This window comes from Blautia fusiformis (assembly GCF_020686995.1).
In the GTDB taxonomy this organism is placed as follows: Bacteria; Bacillota; Clostridia; order Lachnospirales; family Lachnospiraceae; genus Blautia_A; species Blautia_A fusiformis.
The window spans coordinates 69,772-88,001 of record NZ_JAJEPT010000012.1 but is presented as its reverse complement, the minus strand read 5'-3'; the positions used below and the strand labels follow the sequence as shown (position 1 = coordinate 88,001).

13 protein-coding genes are annotated in these 18,230 nt (G+C 47.8%); 1 reads left to right on the top strand and 12 read right to left on the bottom strand.

The genetic code is table 11. The features are described 5' to 3' along the window. Positions 1 to 2: 2 nt before the first annotated feature. From rsgA to LKD46_RS11230, 11 genes are all read right to left on the bottom strand, one after another. A complete protein-coding gene (gene rsgA / locus LKD46_RS11280) occupies positions 3 to 881 on the bottom strand; it encodes a ribosome small subunit-dependent GTPase A (protein WP_227574156.1) in 879 nt (292 codons plus the stop codon). Between the two features lie 2 nt (positions 882 to 883). Next, on the bottom strand, positions 884 to 3,109 hold the full coding sequence (gene pknB / locus LKD46_RS11275; RefSeq protein ID WP_110102941.1) for a Stk1 family PASTA domain-containing Ser/Thr kinase: 2,226 nt from the start codon (positions 3,107 to 3,109) through the stop codon (positions 884 to 886). Then, a complete protein-coding gene (locus LKD46_RS11270) occupies positions 3,103 to 3,849 on the bottom strand; it encodes a Stp1/IreP family PP2C-type Ser/Thr phosphatase (protein WP_021651617.1) in 747 nt (248 codons plus the stop codon). The genes pknB and LKD46_RS11270 overlap by 7 nt, the downstream gene beginning before the upstream one ends. Position 3,850: 1 nt before the next feature. Then, positions 3,851 to 4,891: a dual-specificity RNA methyltransferase RlmN gene (rlmN, locus tag LKD46_RS11265; protein WP_015526117.1), complete on the bottom strand. Its 1,041-nt coding sequence runs from the start codon at positions 4,889 to 4,891 to the stop codon at positions 3,851 to 3,853. Positions 4,892 to 4,897: 6 nt separating this feature from the next. After that, positions 4,898 to 6,250 (bottom strand): 16S rRNA (cytosine(967)-C(5))-methyltransferase RsmB, encoded by a 1,353-nt coding sequence (gene rsmB / locus LKD46_RS11260; RefSeq protein ID WP_044961572.1) that lies wholly within the window; start codon positions 6,248 to 6,250, stop codon positions 4,898 to 4,900. After that, positions 6,246 to 6,953 (bottom strand): zinc metallopeptidase, encoded by a 708-nt coding sequence (locus LKD46_RS11255; RefSeq protein ID WP_015526118.1) that lies wholly within the window; start codon positions 6,951 to 6,953, stop codon positions 6,246 to 6,248. Before LKD46_RS11255 ends, rsmB begins: the two co-directional genes overlap by 5 nt. Positions 6,954 to 6,959: 6 nt before the next feature. Next, entirely contained in the window at positions 6,960 to 7,904 is a 945-nt protein-coding gene (gene fmt, locus LKD46_RS11250) for a methionyl-tRNA formyltransferase (protein ID WP_022426882.1), read from the bottom strand. Between the two features lie 12 nt (positions 7,905 to 7,916). Further along, positions 7,917 to 8,390: a peptide deformylase gene (def, locus tag LKD46_RS11245; RefSeq protein ID WP_022426881.1), complete on the bottom strand. Its 474-nt coding sequence runs from the start codon at positions 8,388 to 8,390 to the stop codon at positions 7,917 to 7,919. A gap of 12 nt (positions 8,391 to 8,402) precedes the next feature. Beyond that, positions 8,403 to 10,622 carry a replication restart helicase PriA gene (gene priA / locus LKD46_RS11240; RefSeq protein WP_114002105.1) on the bottom strand — a complete coding sequence of 740 codons (2,220 nt, stop codon included), beginning with the start codon at positions 10,620 to 10,622 and terminating at the stop codon, positions 8,403 to 8,405. A gap of 4 nt (positions 10,623 to 10,626) precedes the next feature. Beyond that, positions 10,627 to 12,093: a UDP-N-acetylmuramoyl-L-alanyl-D-glutamate--2,6-diaminopimelate ligase gene (locus tag LKD46_RS11235; RefSeq protein WP_186582423.1), complete on the bottom strand. Its 1,467-nt coding sequence runs from the start codon at positions 12,091 to 12,093 to the stop codon at positions 10,627 to 10,629. 187 nt (positions 12,094 to 12,280) lie between these two features. Next, positions 12,281 to 14,269: a COG1361 family protein gene (locus LKD46_RS11230; RefSeq protein ID WP_186582424.1), complete on the bottom strand. Its 1,989-nt coding sequence runs from the start codon at positions 14,267 to 14,269 to the stop codon at positions 12,281 to 12,283. 565 nt (positions 14,270 to 14,834) lie between these two features. Here LKD46_RS11230 and arcC point away from each other — a divergent pair. Then, complete coding sequence (gene arcC / locus LKD46_RS11225) at positions 14,835 to 15,767, top strand: carbamate kinase (RefSeq protein WP_015526125.1); 933 nt, start codon at positions 14,835 to 14,837, stop codon at positions 15,765 to 15,767. Positions 15,768 to 15,930: 163 nt separating this feature from the next. Here the strand turns inward: arcC and nrdD are convergent, their stop codons facing one another. Beyond that, the gene (gene nrdD / locus LKD46_RS11220; protein ID WP_015526126.1) at positions 15,931 to 18,066 is read right to left on the bottom strand and encodes an anaerobic ribonucleoside-triphosphate reductase; all 2,136 of its coding nucleotides are present in this window, start codon (positions 18,064 to 18,066) and stop codon (positions 15,931 to 15,933) included. Between the last annotated feature and the right edge of the window lie 164 nt (positions 18,067 to 18,230).

Genomic DNA, 18,230 nt, shown 5'->3' with positions numbered 1-18,230 from the left:
ACTCAGTATCTCCTTTTCTCTTTTAATTCCTGGTGCAGCTCCAGATAATCTTCATATCGGAGTCTGCTGATCTCATTGTTCTCAAGGGCTTCCTTAACAGCGCAGCCCGGTTCATGTATGTGACGGCACCCCTGAAAGCGGCACTGTCCTTCATATCTTCGGAACTCCGGAAAGTAATCCTTCAGTTCCTGCTCCTCCATATTTTCAATATATAAGGAGGAAAATCCCGGCGTATCCACAAGGAATGTATCCTGTGCCACCGGTATGATCTGTGCATGGCGCGTGGTATGTTTTCCCCGTTTCAGCTTACGGCTGATCTCACCGGTTTCCATCTCCACTTCTTCCTGAAGGGAATTCGTAAGAGAAGATTTTCCCACGCCGGATGGGCCGGCAACCACAGTTGTCCTGCCCTGAAGCACTTCTTCGATCTCGTCGAGTCCTTCTCCCTTCAGGGCACTTGACAGGATCACCTGATAGCCGCAGCTCTGGTATGTTTCATAGAGAAATTCCAGTTCTTCCGTTGTTGCCAGATCTTTTTTGTTAAAACAGATGACTGCCGGAACACCTTCCCTCTCCATCATAATGAGGAAACGATCCAGAAGCATGAAGTTCGGCTTCGGATTATCCATGGCAAAGATCACCAGTGCCTGATCTACATTGGACACAGCCGGACGGATCAGAGAATTCTTCCGCTTGTGGATCTCCGTCACACTTCCCTCCAGTTCCTTTTCATCCAGAACTGTAATGTCCACATTGTCACCTACCAGAGGCTTGAATTTATCCTTACGGAAAATTCCCTTGGCTCTGCATTCATATGTATTACCGTCTTCTGCATATACGTAGTAGAATCCGGCAATACCTTTGATTATCTTTCCCTGCATGATCACTCAGCTTTCTTGAATGTAACCGTGTAGGTTCCAAGCTGCTGATAATCCCCGTCTACCTCTTCATAGAGATAGATGGTTCCTGAGGTAACGCCCTCAGCACCTGAGATATCAAGCTGATACGGGAAGCTGATATTCTGTCCATCAATGATGGTGGATGCCTTAGGCTCACCGTTTACGTCCTGGATCAGTTCCAGACGGATCGCGCCTCCATTGTAGCCGGACGGGGTATCCAGTGTCTGTGTACATTTCCAGCCTGTGTTTGCATTGACATCTGCTGTAGATGTAGTTGTGGATACTGTGCTGTCCGCAGATGCTGTGCTGTCTGTGGATGCTGTACTGTCTGTAGATGCTGTACTATCTGCAGATGCTGTGCTGTCTGTGGATGGAGCCTTGTCACCGGAGCTGATGGTAATGCTGATCGGCTGATCCGGGTCTGCTGCCGCATAGGCTTCCGGATCCTGTGCGATAACTGTACCTGCAGCTTCTGTACTCTGCTGTTCTGTTATCTGGATATCAATAAATTTCCCTAAAGTAGTAAGTGCATCATCCTTGGTCATTCCTACAACACTCGGAACCTCAGCATTATCGCCATAATCAACCCCTCGACTGACTGTCAGTGTTACAGAAGAGCTTGCCTGCACAGAAGTACCTGCTGCCGGTTCGACATTGTAAACATATCCCGGATCTACCAGTGCATATCCGTTGTCATCTGTGTCGCTGTATTCTTTCTGGACATTTACCTGAAGTCCAAGATCTTCCAGAGTCTGCTGTGCATCGATTCCTGTACGTCCATCCAGATCTGGGATCGTAACCTGTGCTGTTCCGGTGCTTACCCAGTATTTCACAGTTGTATTGGCTTCAACCTGTGTTCCCGCAGCTGTCTCCTGACGGGAGATCCTGCCTTTTTCCTGATCGGATGCCTCCTCACCGGCCATCTGGACACCCAGATGTGCATCGTTTGCAAGTGTTTTAGCCTCTTCCTCTGTCTTGCCTACAAGATCAGGAACGGTTGCCAGACCGTCAGCTGCTGATTCCTGCTTCGCTTCTGCCTTGCTGCTGTCTGCAGCTCCGCTGCTGCCGGTTCCAAACAGTCCTGCGGCACGTCCAAGCACTACCACAAGAACGATCAGAAGGACTGCACCTCCGATCAGTGCCGCAATCGTCAGGCCTCTTCCGGAACCATGATGCTTCTTTTTCTTTCCGGATCTATGCTCGGATCTCGGTCTGTATTCTTCCTCTGCATCATCGTAATCGTTATCGTCGTATTTTTCTTCCTCAAGTGCGGTGATCTCCGGTTTTGTGATCTGCTTCGGTGTATGTTTGATCTCACCAAGCTCTTCTTCTGAGATCACAACCGTCTTGGCATCGTTGTCAACTGTAGTAAGCCTTACAAAATCACCCTGGGGATCGATCAGAGAATGCTTCAGGTCTGCGATCACATCCTCCATACGGCTGTAACGACGATCTACACTTTTCTGTGTACATTTCAGAATGATCTGCTCCAGACTGTACGGAAGGTCCGGTGTATACACACTTGGCGGGACCATCTCTTCCTGCAGATGCTTGATAGCGATCGCCACAGTGGTATCTCCGTCAAAAGGAACTCTTCCTGTGACCATCTCATACAGTGTGATTCCAAGAGAATAGATATCGCTCTTCTCATCGCTGTATCCGCCTCTCACCTGCTCAGGTGAGCTGTAATGTACAGATCCCATTACATTGGAGCTGATCGTATTGGAAGATGCAGCTCTGGCAATTCCAAAGTCTGTCACCTTTACTTTACCATCTGTGGAGATAATGATATTCTGGGGTTTCACATCTCTGTGAACGATACCATGGCTGTGTGCCGCCTCCAGACCCATAGAAACCTGGATTGCGATACTTGTAGCCTCTTTAATGGAAAGCTTTCCCTTCTTGGAGATGTATTCCTTTAGAGTGATACCCTCGATCAGTTCCATAACAATGTAATAAACACCGCCGTCATCTCCTACGTCAAATACATTGACGATATTCGGATGTGTAAGACCAGCTGCCGCCTGGGCCTCACTTCTGAATTTCTTTATAAACGTGGTGTCTTCCCGAAACTCCGGTTTCAGGACCTTCACTGCAACAAAACGGTTCAGCTTATGGTCCATAGCCTTATAGACATCTGCCATTCCGCCAGTTCCGATTTTTCCTACGATCTCATAGCGCTCGGCTATGATCATTCCCGTCTTCAACATGCTTCCACCTCATTCGTGAATGGCTCTACCAGTACGACTGCAATATTATCCTTACCACCATTCTGATTTGCTTCCCGAAGGAGCGCACTGCCCTTCTGATCAATATCTGCTTCCGGATCGGATATGATCTCCTGGATCTTCTCATCTTCAACCATATTGCTGAGACCGTCTGAACACATCAGGATCGTACATCCTTTTTCAAGTTTCAGATCAAAGAAATCCACATCCACCGTTTTCTCCGCGCCAAGTGCCCTTGTAATGATGTTCTTATCCGGATGATTCCGTGCTTCCGCTTCGCTGATCTCGCCCATTCTCACCATTTCCTGTACCAGGGAATGATCTCTGGTGACCTGGCGGATCCCGTCCTGGATCACATATAAACGGCTGTCACCCACATTGGCTACATAGGCATACTGATCTACAATAGTCGCCACCACCATAGTGGTTCCCATGCCCCGGAGGTTTTCGTCTTCCTGCGCACGGTTTCTGATCTCCGTGTTCGCAGCTTCGATCGCATGACGAATAACCTTCACAGGATTGTAATCCGCATCTTCACGGATTTCATCCACAAGGATCCGTACTGCATGTGAGGATGCATAGTCACCGGCGTTATGTCCGCCCATTCCGTCCGCGACTGTGAAAAGATTAGGCAGATTTCCAACCGGACCTTCAGATGCAAACACGTAATCCTGATTCATCTTCCGCTTCTGCCCTACATCAGTAGCTGAGTATATCCTCATGTCACTTCTCGCTTTCTGTTTTTTCCATGTAACTTTTTCTTAGCTGTCCACAGGCACCGTCGATATCGCTGCCCATTTCCCTTCTAATAGTAACATTAATTCCGTATTTTTCAAGTTTTATTTTGAAATTCTCCACAGCCTGTCGAGTAGACCTCACATAGGAGCGTTCCTTGATGGGATTGACCGGAATCAGATTTACATGGCAATTGATGCCTTTTATACGGCCTGCCAGCTGTCTCGCATCTTCTTCACTGTCGTTGACGCCGGCTACAAGACTGTACTCAAAGGTGATCCTTCGGCCTGTTTTGTCAAAATAATTTCTGCAGGCATCCAGAACCTCATCCATGGAATACTTATTCGCGATCGGCATCAGTTCCTGTCGTTTTTCATCATTTGGAGCATGAAGGGAAAGTGCCAGAGTGATCTGAAGCTTTTCTTCAGCCAGATCATACATCTTCGGCACGATCCCACAGGTAGAAACCGTCACATTTCTCTGACTGATCCCAAGACCGTTTTCGTCGGTAAGGATCCGGACAAAACGGACAAGATTGTCATAATTATCCATCGGCTCACCGGTTCCCATCACAACTACATTGGCCACACGTTCGCCGGTATCTGCCTGGATACGGTAAATCTGATCCAGCATCTCGGACGGTTTCAGGCATCTGGTCAGTCCTCCGATGGTAGATGCACAGAATCTGCATCCCATACGGCAGCCCACCTGAGAAGAAATGCACACAGAATTTCCGTGGTGATACCGCATGAGAACACTCTCGATCACATTTCCATCTTCCAGCTGGAACAGATATTTTCTGGTTCCGTCAATTTTTGAGATCCTTACATCTGCCTGGGTCAGTGCTGTGATCGGATAAGCCGAAAGCTTTTCCCTGAGGCTTTTGGAAAGATTTGTCATTTCATCCCAGGAGGTAACCAGCTGCTGGTGAAGCCATGCATAGATCTGTTTCGCCCGGAAAGGCTTTTCACCGATCTTTGTCATGAATTCCTTCAATTCCTCCATGGTCATGGATTTTACATCTGTCATTTTCTGTTATTTCCTTCTGAATCTGGCAATAAAGAATCCATCTGTCTTATGTATTCCCGGCAGAAGCTGCAGATAGCCAAGCTTCGTGGACTTACAGTGCAGTTCCTCCGGAATATACGGATCCAGGCTTTCCAGCCGGTACGGATAATTCTTTAAAAACCATAATACATTTTCTTCGTTTTCTTCCCGGGCAATGGTACATGTGCTGAAGATCAGCGTTCCATCCGGTTTCACATACTTTGCAGCCTTATCCAGGATCATTCTCTGGAGCATTACGATCTCTTCCTGTTTCTGCGGAGTTGCCCGGTATTTGATTTCCGGTTTCTTGCCGATAACTCCATAACCGGAGCACGGTACATCCGCGATCACAATATCCGCAGCCTGTTCGGAATCCGGATCATATACCGTTGCATCCTGAACTCTGGCTTCCACATTGATCACTCCGGTCCTGTGGATATTTTCTTTGATAAGATCTGCCTTATACTGGCTTACATCTCTGGCATCCACATTTCCGTAATCCCCCATTTTGTCTGCCGCATGGATGCTTTTTCCACCTGGTGCAGCGCACATGTCGATGATATGGTCACCTTTTTTCGGACTTGCAGCTTCCGCTACAAGCATAGAGCTTACATCCTGCACCAGGATCTTTCCCTGAAGGAAGGTCTCAAGTGTCAAAATATGATTGTAATCGGAAATCTTCAGTGCATAGGGAAGATAAGGAGCCTGTTCTACTGTCACTCCCTGAGACTTCAAACTGGTGACGATCTCTCTCAGAGACGCCTTATGAGTACGGCACCGTACTGTGATCGGTCTTTCTGTCAGAAAATCCTCCAGGATCTTCTCCGTAGTCTTCACTCCGTAGGCTGCTTTCCATTTTTCTACCAGATATTCCGGCATGGAATATTTCACAGAAAGATAACGGACTTCGTTTTCTTCCCTGGAAGGAAGCTCCAGATCACCGATCTCTCTTGCGATCGTACGGAGCACCCCGTTGACAAAGGGCTTTAGATTATAAAAGCCTTTTCGCTGTGCCAGCTTTACCGCTTCATTGCATACTGCACTGTCCGGAACACTGTCCATAAATTTCAGCTGATATACCGCACTTCTCAGGATCTCACGGATCTGCGGTTTCATCTTGTTTACAGAAACCTTGGAAAAAGAATCGATGACATAATCAATATAGATCCTGTATTCCAGGGTTCCCTCACATACTCTTGTAATAAAGCTACGTTCCTGTTTCGGAAGAAACTGATATTTGGAAAGCGCATTCCGGATCGCAATATGGCTGTGCTCACCCTCCTCCTCGATCTGTAACAGGATCTCAAGGATCAGTTCTCTGGTATTTACTCCGCTGCTAATCACGATCTCTACCTCCTGCAAGGATAATCAGTCTCAGAAGCTGCAGAATAGATGCCGCCAGAGCTGCTACATAGGTAAGCGCTGCCGCTGTAAGTACTTTTCTTGCACCCTTTTTTTCATCTGCACCTAAGATACCTGTACTTTCCAGCATTTTAAGCGCTCTGGAAGACGCATTGATCTCAACCGGAAGTGTCACCAGCTGAAACAGTACTGCCAGTGAAAACAAAACAATTCCCAGAGTTACCAGCGGATCAATGGAAAAGATCAGCCCTGCGATAAACAGCGGCCACGAAAGCTGGGAACCAATATTTGCGGCAGGTACAATGGCTGAACGGATATTCAGTGGTGCATAATTGATTGCATCCTGGATCGCATGGCCACATTCATGTGCTGCCACCCCCACAGCCGCCAGAGAATTTCTTCCATAAATATCTTCTGAAAGGGAAACCGTTTTCGTTCTCGGATCATAGTGATCCGTAAGACTTCCGCGGATCGGAACCACCTGTACGTCTGTGATCCCTGCTGCTCTCAGGATTCTCTGTGCAGCTTCCGCACCGGTGATGCCAGAATGACTCCGTACCTTTTTATAGACTGCAAAGGTACTGCGCAGCTTTGCGGATGCCGCAAGAGAAAGAAGCATTCCGATCACAAGTAAAAGAATCGTGGGGTCCATTCCCCATCCGTAATAACCATATCCGTACATAACTCATCACTCCCTGGAATCTCTGAACATGTCTCCTGGTTTCAACTGATATCCCCGGAGGAACGCATCCGCTTCCATGCGTTTTTTGCCTTCCAGCTGCACTTCATGGAGCACGAGTACCTTCTGGCCGCATGCCACCTGGATTCCTCCTTTGTCAGCGGCTATCACAGTTCCAGGTGCTTCCTGTGCCTGTTTTTCCAGAACAGAGCTCTTCCAGACCTTCAATGTTTTTCCATTGATAAAGGTAAAAGCGCTTGGCCATGGATCAAGGCCTCTTACCAGACGCTCCAGTTCTTCCGCATTTTTGCTGAAGTCCAGAAGTCCCATTTTTTTGGAGATCATGGCAGCATATGGTGTCGGACTCTCCTCCGGCTGTTTCTCGCGGGTTGCAGTTCCGTCAAAAATGGACGGTAAAGTCTGTACCAGAAGCTCTGCACCTGCCTGTGCGAGCTTATCAAACAAGCTTCCACCTGTCTCATCTTTGGCAAGCGGAACCACGATCCTGGAAATCATATCACCGGTATCCAGACCGGTTCCCATCTGCATAATAGTAACGCCGGATTCTTTTTCACCGTCGATCACCGCCTGCTGGATCGGTGCAGCTCCACGATATTTAGGAAGCAGAGACGCATGGATATTGATACATCCGAATCTCGGCATATCCAGGATGCTCTTTGGAATGATCTGCCCGAATGCCGCAACAATGATGATGTCCGGTGCAAGATTTTTCAGTTCTTCCACAAATTCAGGATCTCTTACCTTCACCGGCTGCAGTACCGGGATCCCGTGTTTCAGTGCTTCTTCTTTTACAGGAGTAGGCATCATAGTTTTGCCTCTGCCCTTCGGTTTGTCCGGCTGTGTGATCACAGCCTCCACTTCATATCCGTTCTCTACCAGTGCTGCAAGAGGCGCCACCGCAAAGTCCGGAGTTCCCATATAAATAATCTTCATAGTATCCCGCCTTTAGTCTTCTTCATCATAAGTTACCTTGTGAAGTTCTCCCTCCACAAGTTCTGTATACATTTTTCCATCCAGATGGTCAATCTCATGACAGAACGCTCTTGCCAGAAGGCCCTCTCCCTCGTAGATCTGTTCGTCCATATTTACATCAAGTGCTTTTACCTTCACATAGTTCGGACGTGTTACCTGTCCTGCCATTCCCGGAACGCTCAGACATCCCTCGTCACCGGTCTGCTCGCCGCTTGTCTCAAGGATCTCCGGATTGATCAGCACGATCGGGCCCTCACCTACGTCGATGACAACGATACGTTTCAGGATTCCTACCTGTGGTGCAGCGAGGCCAACACCCATTGCATCATACATGGTATCCAGCATATCTGTGATCAGTTCCCCGATCCTCGGTGTCATTTTGTCTACTGTCCGGGATTTTTTTGTCAGTACAGAATCCCCCTGTACACGGATTGTTCTAAGTGCCATTTTTCTTCTCCTTTAATTCATATCAAATTGAATGTATATTTTCCGGAATCCGGAATTTATCTCTATATATTTCTCCAGCTTCTCTCTGACTGCTGTGAGAAAGCAGATATCCCTGTGCTTCAGATGGATCACCTGACGATAAACATCCTTTACCTTACCTACCGATGCAGCTGCAGGTCCGATCATGTGAAGCTCTTCCTTCGGACTTACCCTGCGGATAAAAACTTCTATATAATACATGGCATTTTTCAGAAGTTCTTCATCCTGGCAGGCGCCAAAAACAGTCATCATATGGGCTGCCGGCGGATAGTCCAGAAGCATCCGATACCCCATTTCTTCTTTATAAAATTTCTTATAATCCTGAATAGCCGCAGCCTGGATACTGTAATGCTCCGGCTGATATGTCTGGATCACCGCCTGCCCCGGCCGATTCCCTCTGCCGGAACGTCCAACTGCCTGAGTCAGAAGCTGGAATGTACGCTCCCCGCAGTGATAGTCATCCATATTCAGCGAAAGATCTGCTGCGATCACTCCTACCAGAGTCACATTCGGAAAATCATGTCCCTTGACGATCATCTGGGTCCCCACCAGAATATCTGCCTCATGCTTTGCAAAAGAAGCCAGGATCTTCTCATAGCTGTCCTTGGTCCTTGTGGTATCAAAATCCATTCGAAGTACCCTAGCTTTCGGGAATTCTTTTTCAATGACCTTCTCGATCTGCTGGGTTCCTGCCTTAAATCCACCAATGTGCGGTGAACCACAGGACGGACAGATTTCCGGTTTCACAGTCTCATAGCCGCAATAATGACAGATCAGACGATTGCCATTGTGTTCACTTAGAGATACATCACAGTGGGGACATTTCATAACATGACCGCAGGCTCTGCAGGAAACAAAGCCCGCATATCCTCTCCGGTTCAGAAACAGCATGGCCTGTTCTCTTCTTTCAAGGACCTGCTCCAGATCCCTCTTCAGCTCCAGACTCAGTACCGAGCGGTTTCCTTTCTTTAATTCTTCCCGAAGATCCACGATCGATACCTGTGGAAGAGGCCTTTCCTCATAACGTGCGTTTAACTTTACCAGAAGATATTCTCCGTCACAGGCATGACTGTAGGCTTCCAATGACGGAGTGGCTGATCCCATGACCACACGGGCATGTTCCATTCGTGCCCTCTCAATGGCAGTCTCACGTGCATGGTACCTTGGCGTATTCTCACTTTTGTAGGTGGGTTCATGCTCTTCGTCGATAACGATCAGTCCCAGATCTGAAAACGGTGTGAACAGTGCGGATCTGGGTCCTACCATCACCTGGATCTCACCACGTTTTGCTCTTTTGAACTGATCATAACGTTCTCCCTGGGAAAGTCTGGAATTCAGAACCGAAACCTTATCTCCGAACATGGCATAAAAGCGCCTGACTGTCTGATAAGTAAGCGCGATCTCAGGGATCAGCACGATCGCCTGTTTTCCCTCCTCCAGTACCTTCTGGATCAGGCGCATATAAACCTGGGTCTTTCCGCTTCCGGTCACTCCGAAAAGAAGTGCAGGCCTTGGGTCCGGCTCCTGCCATTCCCGAAAGATCTGCTCTGCCGCCAAAAGCTGTTCCTGGTTCAGACTCAGCTCCATGTTCTCCTTCACCAGGCCGAGCCCCTCGGGAATACGATACATTTCCTGACTTTCAATAGTTATCAGACCTTTTTTCTCAAAAAAATCAAGAACGGAAATGCCGGCTCCAAGCTCTTTGGAGGCATAGGTATAATCCAGGCTCCCGGCCTCCAGGATTGCCCGAAGGAACCGCTCACGTGCTTTAAAGCGGCTGCCTTCCAGCTTGCCAAGAAGTGCCTGCCCCTCTTCCTTTTTCCCTGTAAAAAGGATCAGTCTTTTCTCTTTTGCACGGACCTTGTCTTTTACAGGCAGAACTGTTTTCAGTGCCTGGATCATGGTGGAGCCATAGGTCTCCTTCATCCAGGCCGCAAGTGCGATCAGCCGGGATTCTGTTGTCTCACTGTCTGTGGACACTCCCCGGATCTCCTTGAGCTTTGACGCATCATATTTTGCCGTTCCGGAGATCCCGGTCACATAGCCTTTCCGAAGGGTATTTCCCTTTCCGAAGGGCACTGTGACCACAACTCCGGGTTTTATTGCCTGCACCAGCTCCTCAGGTACACGATACTGAAAATCCCGGTCCAGCTTTTCATGAGAAATGTCAATGATCACATCTGCATAGATCATCCATTTACGCTTTCTGATCTTCTTCCAGGATCTCCCGGATCAGTACACGCTCATCCATGGGATATTTCTTACCCTTGATCTCCTGATAATCCTCATGGCCCTTTCCGGCAAGGACGATGATATCTCCCGGCTCACCATGATGGATCGCGTAGGCGATCGCCTCTTTACGATCCGGGATCTCTACATATTTTCCATCTGTTTTTGCCATTCCGATCTTAATATCATCGATGATGGCCTGTGGATCCTCATCTCGCGGATTATCTGAAGTAATGATGGTCAGATCTGCCATCTTTCCTGAAACCTCACCCATCTCATAACGGCGCAGCTTGGAACGGTTTCCGCCACAGCCAAACAGGCATACCAGTCTGTGCGGATCATATTCCTTCAGTGTTCCGAGAAGGCTCTCCAGCGCCATGGCATTATGTGCGTAATCGATCATCAGTGTGAATTCGTCAGATACCTTGATCATCTCAATACGGCCTTTGACCCTGGCCACCTTCAGAGCTTTGATGATATTCTCCTCGGATACCTTAAAATGACGGCAGATGGCAATGGCAGTCAGAGAATTGTAAATGCTGAACTTACCTGGAATATCGATCTCCACAGGAAAATCCATAAGTCCCTTAACATGATAGGAAATTCCCAGATAGCCCTTTCTTCCAACGAGTCTGGCGTCCTCTGCACGGAGATCTGCTTTTTCGGAAAATCCATAGGTTTCAAGTTTACAGGTGTGGCCTTCGATAATGCGGTCAAAGTGTTCATCGTCACGATTTACGATACCAACCTTACATTGTCTGAGAAGCATGGATTTGCAATGCAGATAATCATCAAAGTCCTTGTGCTCATTCGGTCCGATATGATCTGGTTCAATATTTGTGAAAATTCCAAAATCAAACACAAATCCCTGGGTCCTGTGAAGCATCAGTCCCTGTGAGGAAACCTCCATAACGACCGCATCGCAGCCTGCTTCTACCATATCGTGAAAATATTTCTGTACCATATAGGATTCCGGTGTCGTGTTGGCTGCCGGGATATGCTTCTCCCCGATAACAGCCTCGATGGTTCCGATCAGACCAACCTTATATCCGGCATTCTCAAGGATCGATTTCACCATATAGGTTGTAGTTGTTTTTCCTTTGGTTCCAGTGATACCGATGGTTTTGAGCTTTTCTGCCGGATGTCCGAACCATGCTGCTGAAATAAAGGCCATGGCGTAACGGGTATCCTCTACCTGAATCACTGTCACCTCCTCCGGTGCCTCCACCGCTTCTTCCACGATGAGTGTCTTCGCACCCTTTGCCACAACATCAGGTATAAATTTATGTCCATCCACGACCGCACCTCTGATGCAGATAAAAAGGCTCCCTTCTTCTACTTTGCGGGAATCATATACAACAGAAGAAACCTCCTGCTCTGTACTTCCCTGAAGGCATTTGTATTCAAGATGTTCCAATAAGGATAAAAGATTCATTTTTCTCCTCCATCTTCCCTTTTTCCGGTCTGACGGGCAGCACACCGGAGGCGGGAAATATACTGTTCTTATTTTCTGTACATACCATATAGAATAGCACACCTCCCCCCTGTTTTCAACGTTTCTTTGAGGTACGGCCGCCTTGTAAAATATCAGCTTGTTACTGCTCACTCCGTTCTCAGTAACATCAGCTTTTTCCATAAATATCCGCATATTTTTTCCGGAGCCAGATGCTGCCCAGCCCAGTCACCAAAGCTGTCACTGCCAGAAGCGTCCACAAATCCCTCCTGGTATCATCTCCGGTCTTCGGATGTGTGGACGCAGTTCTTGCCATCTGTATCTGACCGGAAGCCGGACCCTGGTCATCTCCCTGCAAAGGCAGCCCTTCTTCCGGCGTAATAGCCACCTCTCCTTTTACCATGACAGAAGCGGAGGCCTCCATCAATCGCTCTCCGGTTTCCTGGCTTGTGACCGTCACCTGGTTAAAAAGCTTCTGATCCGCTGTTTTTCCCGGGATCTTCACCACAGCCTGAAGAGAAACTGCCTCTCCCGGCGGGATCTGTTGGATCATTGCCTTTGTACGGCTGCTGTTGAGCGTTACACCTTCCTGCTCCAGAAACTGTGCATGGATCCCTGCTGCCTGAAAGCGCTCCGTTCCCACAACCGAATGAAGCGTTTTTTCACCGGTATTCACGATACAGATCTGATAGGTCACAGTCTCACCCGGTGCAGCGGTTTCTTTGTCTGCAGTTTTCTTTACAGAAAGATCCGCCTTCAGTGCCTCCAGACCATTTATAGTGGAGGCGTTCTTCCGGATCACTTCATCCGCTCTGTCCTTCACCCTGGCCTCTGCTTCCACCTGGTGCTCCAGATCTTTTTCCTGTTCATCCAGAAGCGGCGCCTGTACATAAAAGCTCCTGCTCTCTCCGGCTTTTAATTCTGCAAATTCCGCCACAGCCCCTTCTGTCAGAAGGCCTTCTGCATCTTCCCACAGCTGCCGGATCTTAGGACAGGAAAGGCTGCTGGTCAGACGGATATCTGCAAGATCCAGCTTTCCGGTATTGGCTATCTCTACCTGATAACGGATGGTCTGCCCTGCTTTCATTTTTTCATTCTGTGCAATTACCGACAATTCCATATCAGCCTCAGCAGCCTCCACGTCCAGCATAGGCGAGATTCCCTCTGCGATCACCAGCTCTTCCCCATTTTCTTCTGTCATGAGAAAGGTTCCCGCACCGGTACAGTCCTTCTGAAGCGGTTCCTCCTGAGTCACAGGATAACTGCTTTTCTCTGCCGGAAAACGGTATTCCTGACGCAAGATCAGCGGGATACGGAAAAAGATCTCATCCTGCCCGTTCTGCTCCACGTTCAGCACGCTTTCCAGCTTTGTGATCTCTGTAGCTTCACCGCTCTGGCTCCTTACAGAAATCTGCTGTGCAGCCATATTTTTCGGGACAGAATCCGTTTCCGGAACAAAATACTCCGAAATATACGTGACCAGCGTCAGCTTTTGCGTCTCCTCAAACTCACCTTCCTCTTCATTCCCTACATTTTCCCCTCCGGTCGACGTTCCTTCCGGTGTGAGCGGACCCGTTTTCTCCTGCTCTTCATCCTCCGGCTGTACTGTTTCCCCGGATGCCAGCTGCTCCACGTGCTCATATCCTTCCTCCATTTCTATTCCGATTCCTTCCACAACCTTATCCACCGGCAATTCCTGTTCTGCCTTCTCTTCCTGCTGCAAGTCATCCTCATCCTTTGAAAGTTCCTGTTCTGGCTCTTCTTCCTGCTGCCAATCATCCTCCGGCAGCTCCTGCTCTGGCTCCTTTTCCTGCTGCCAATCATCCTCTGGCAGTTCCTGCTCTATCTCTTCTTCCTGTTCCACCGATGGATCTTCAATCTTCTGAAGTTCATCGTCCCACTTCTCATTTTTCTCCTTATCCTCCGAAAACCTTCTCCCGGACAGCCATTCATTCAGGCCGCGAATCCGGATCCCAAGCTCCGCCTGTCCGGATTCTATGTCTTTCCAGAACACACTCTGATCGATAAACGGTGCCTGTCCCGGCAAAAAATCTGCTCCCAGAGTCAGCTCCGGTTCTATTGTTCCTCCCAGCATGGCTCCTGCCAGCACTGTCACAATTCCGGCTTTCTTCATCTGTTTCCATATTCTGTTTTTCATGGCTCTTCCTCATTTCTGCCTGATCTGGCATTTCTTATACACATGTTTTTTTTACAGAAGCTTACTTTTCCACAGACAAAGGCATCCCTCCCCGGCAAATGGTGCATGATCAATATTTTTTTCGATAAAATAAAATGGATTTTTGCATCGAAACGATGCGTGAACAGATCCCGCAGAATGCAGGATCAAGACTTTTTCAATGTATCACATTTTCAAACCATGCGCAACCGGATATAAAAATTATAAAGTTTGTTTAAACTTTCTTTATAAATTTTCCATTTCTTTTAGATTAACGACATATTTTAAACATATTTTCTCTATATAATAGGTGTTGGATAGATGAAAAACCACTCTCTATCTCCCCCCTCAAAAAATAGTAGGAATCAAACCGTCTGACTGGATCAGGCGGTTTTTCCTGTCTCGGAAAACACTCGATTTTCTATTGCATTTCCCACATAGGTCTTTTATAATAAAATATAATACTCGTGCATCGTTTTCGATGTACTCGTTACTGAATACAGTAACTGATTTCATTCCAATTTTTAAGAGAAACGAGGTATTTCCTATGAGCGAAAAAACCGTAGTAGTTGCATTAGGCCACCGAGCACTTGGCACCACACTTCCAGAGCAAAAAACAGCTACAAAACTCGCAGCGAAGGTAATCGCAGATCTGGTAGAGGAGGGAACCCGCGTAGTGATCTCCCACAGCAACGGTCCGCAGGTAGGGATGATCCACACCGCAATGAATGAATTCGGTAAGGCACATCCTGATTATACATTTGCACCAATGTCCGTATGTTCCGCCATGAGCCAGGGTTATATCGGCTATGACCTTCAGAACGCCATCCGTGCTGAGCTTATCTCCAGAGGGATCTACAAACCGGTCAGCACAGTTCTGACACAGGTTGTCATCGATCCATACGATGAAGCATTTGCAGAGCCGGAGAAGATCATTGGACGTGTTCTTAACGCAGAAGAGGCCGAGGCTGAAGAAGAAAAAGGAAACTTTGTCACAAAGGTGGGCGAGGGCCAGTACAGACGTATCCTTGCAGCACCGAAGCCACAGAAGATCGTAGAGATTGAAACCGTAAAGGTCCTCTCTGCAGCAGAGCAGATCGTCATTGCCGCAGGCGGCGGCGGAATCCCGGTTCTTGAGCAGGGAACTCAGCTGAATGGTGCCAGCGCCATCATCGAGAAAGACCTGGCAGCAGGACTTCTTGCAGAAGAACTGAACGCTGACACTCTGATGATCCTTACAAGCGTCGAGAAAGTAAGCCTTGACCATAATACGGATCACGAATCTTATCTGGATACTATTTCCACAGAAGATGCCAAGAAATATATTGCCGGCAAACAGTTTGCGGCAGGCTCCATGCTTCCTAAGATCGAAGCAGGTGTTTCCTTCGTGGAGAAGGGAACCGGACGCCGTACCATCATCACAGACATGGCCCATGCAAAAGACGGCTACCGTGAGAAGACCGGAACTATCATTAAATGATCATTTTACGGACTCAGAATACAAAGTGAACTATAAAACTTCACTTTACATAAAAATATCCCGCAGACGGCTGCTGGTCTTACCGGCAGCTCTGCGGGATATTTTTTATACTGTCTGGCTCCACATCCGATCACTGTTCCACAGTTGATCAGGCAGCCAGTATCTACATAGATTTTCGCTCAGCGATCTCAGCCATCTTCGCCTCATTCAGGCGGGTATCTCCATGGACACGGCTGTAGGAAAGATATCCGTTCATACGGTCGATCTTGGTCAGGTTTCTGGAACCGCAGACAGGGCATACATCCATCTCCAGTTCCTCATGACCACAATCGTCACAGTATGCAAGAGAAAGGTTCACTCCTTCATAATATCCCAGATCCATGGCTCTGCGGATCAGTGTACGGATAGCTTCCTTATTGTAGCCGATCGGATAACGTACATACTGAATCTTACCGCCATTGCAGAGCTCCCAGAAACGTCCCTCCAGATCCTGTTTCTCGATCGGAGTTACATCCTCTGTTACATGGCAGTGGAAGCTGTTGCTCACATATGGTCTGTCAGAAACGCCCTCAATGATTCCATACATCTTACGGAACTGCTCTACCTGCAGGCCACAAAGACTCTCTGCCGGTGTTCCGTAGATCGCATAAAGATAACCATCTTCCTTCTTGTACTGATTTACCTTGTCATTGATATATTTCAGGACCTCCAGAGCAAACGCCCCATCCTCGGCAATGGATTTGCCATTGTAAAGTTCCTGAAGCTCATTTAACGCTGTGATACCGAAGGAAGCTGTCATAGGCTTCAGAATCTTGCCAATCTTTTCATTCGGTTTCAGATGTCCGCCGTAGAAACCGCCTTCACAGTATGCAAGCGGGTTGGTGGATGCACGCATCTGTCCCAGATATTCGTAAGTGCGGATGTGCAGGTTACGGATCATTTCCAGATAGAAATCCAGAACCTCATAGAAATCTCTGCTCTCCGCTCTGGCCTTTGCAAGGATCATCGGAAGATGAAGGCTTACCGCACCAATGTTAAAACGTCCCACAAAAACAGGCGTATCATTCTCATCCGCCGGCTCCATACCGCCACGCTCATACCACGGACTTAAGAAAGCACGGCATCCCATCGGGCTGATGACCTTCTTGTATTTCCTGTACATACTGGAAATATAGCCTGCGCCGGACATAGACAGCCAGTCCGGATACATGGTTTTGGAGGAACACTCCACACCAGCCTCAAAAATATCCTCACAGCACTTTCCTGGACCATGGATCTCTTTGTCATAAAGGAATACGATCTTCGGGAAAAGTACCGGTTTCTTGTGTCCGGCCTTACCCTGTCCTCCCTGATGGACCTCAAGAAGGGAAATCGTACACATCTTCTCAAACTGCTCGGTTCCGAGACCAAGTGTCACCGTAACAAACGGATAATCACCTCTGGAAGAACCGACGGTATTCAGCTTGTACTCAATTCCCTGCCAGCCCTGGTCATAATCCCTGCGGACCTTATCAAGAGCATACTCAATAGCTCTCTCCTCACGGCCACTCCAGCTCTCGTCCGAGTATTTCATAAATTCGGAAATATATTTATCATAGCTCTTCTTTGCATACGGTGCCAGGATCTTATCAACCTCCGGCACTGTAAAGCCACCATACTGCTGTGCTGCTGTACTGAGAATGATATCCCCCATAACATCAAAGGCTGTATCCAGAGTCTTCGGCTCGTTATACCAGACATTTCCCATCTCAAAACCGCCACTTAAAACAGCTGCCACATCGAACAGACAGCAATTCATGGTATCCAGACGTGCAGACTGGTCATGAATATAAATGTAGCCGTCCTTACATGCCTGAAGCTCATTACGGTTCATAAAAAACTTCCGATAGAGTTCCTTGTTCAGCTCATTAAAGATCAGGCTTCGTTTCGTGGCAACAAGGGCGCTGTCTGTATTGGCATTACTTTTATCACCGATATAACGGATCGCCTGACTCTTGGTATAGACATCATCCATCATATGGATAAAATCCAGCTTGTAATTCCGATAATCACGGTAGCTCTTGGCAACTGCCGGATTCACACGCTCCAGAGCCCCCTCCACGATGTTGTGCATCTCCTGGATCTCGATCTCATTCTTTCCAAGGGAATCCGCATGCTCCTGGGCAAAACGGCAGATAAAATCCTTCTCCTCGTCTGAAAAAGTATAAAGAATACGCTCTGCGGATTTGTTCACGGCAGCCACGATCTTCTGCGGATTAAACTCCTCTCTTGTCCCGTCTTTCTTGATCACATATAACATTGCTCATCCCTCCCTGTGCTATATATAAGTCGCTATGCAAAATACTATATATAGTACCTATATCCTCTATATATTGTTTTTCATCTATATGTTGTGCTAGGCATGAGTATAACACAGCTGAGGAGAAAAGAAAAGGGATATTTCTGTATACACGAAAATACAGA

Bases quoted from the DNA above. Each gene is read 5' to 3' on its own strand.
- def (WP_022426881.1), bottom strand. From the start codon at position 8,390: ATGGCACTTAGAACAATCCGTGTACAGGGGGATTCTGTACTGACAAAA.
- rlmN (WP_015526117.1), bottom strand. From the start codon at position 4,891: ATGACAGATGTAAAATCCATGACCATGGAGGAATTGAAGGAATTCATG.
- nrdD (WP_015526126.1), bottom strand. From the start codon at position 18,066: ATGTTATATGTGATCAAGAAAGACGGGACAAGAGAGGAGTTTAATCCG.
- LKD46_RS11270 (WP_021651617.1), bottom strand. From the start codon at position 3,849: ATGAGGATATACTCAGCTACTGATGTAGGGCAGAAGCGGAAGATGAAT.
- fmt (WP_022426882.1), bottom strand. From the start codon at position 7,904: ATGAAGATTATTTATATGGGAACTCCGGACTTTGCGGTGGCGCCTCTT.
- priA (WP_114002105.1), bottom strand. From the start codon at position 10,622: ATGATCTATGCAGATGTGATCATTGACATTTCTCATGAAAAGCTGGAC.
- rsgA (WP_227574156.1), bottom strand. From the start codon at position 881: ATGCAGGGAAAGATAATCAAAGGTATTGCCGGATTCTACTACGTATAT.
- LKD46_RS11230 (WP_186582424.1), bottom strand. From the start codon at position 14,269: ATGAAAAACAGAATATGGAAACAGATGAAGAAAGCCGGAATTGTGACA.
- pknB (WP_110102941.1), bottom strand. From the start codon at position 3,109: ATGTTGAAGACGGGAATGATCATAGCCGAGCGCTATGAGATCGTAGGA.
- arcC (WP_015526125.1), top strand. From the start codon at position 14,835: ATGAGCGAAAAAACCGTAGTAGTTGCATTAGGCCACCGAGCACTTGGC.
- LKD46_RS11255 (WP_015526118.1), bottom strand. From the start codon at position 6,953: ATGTACGGATATGGTTATTACGGATGGGGAATGGACCCCACGATTCTT.
- LKD46_RS11235 (WP_186582423.1), bottom strand. From the start codon at position 12,093: ATGAATCTTTTATCCTTATTGGAACATCTTGAATACAAATGCCTTCAG.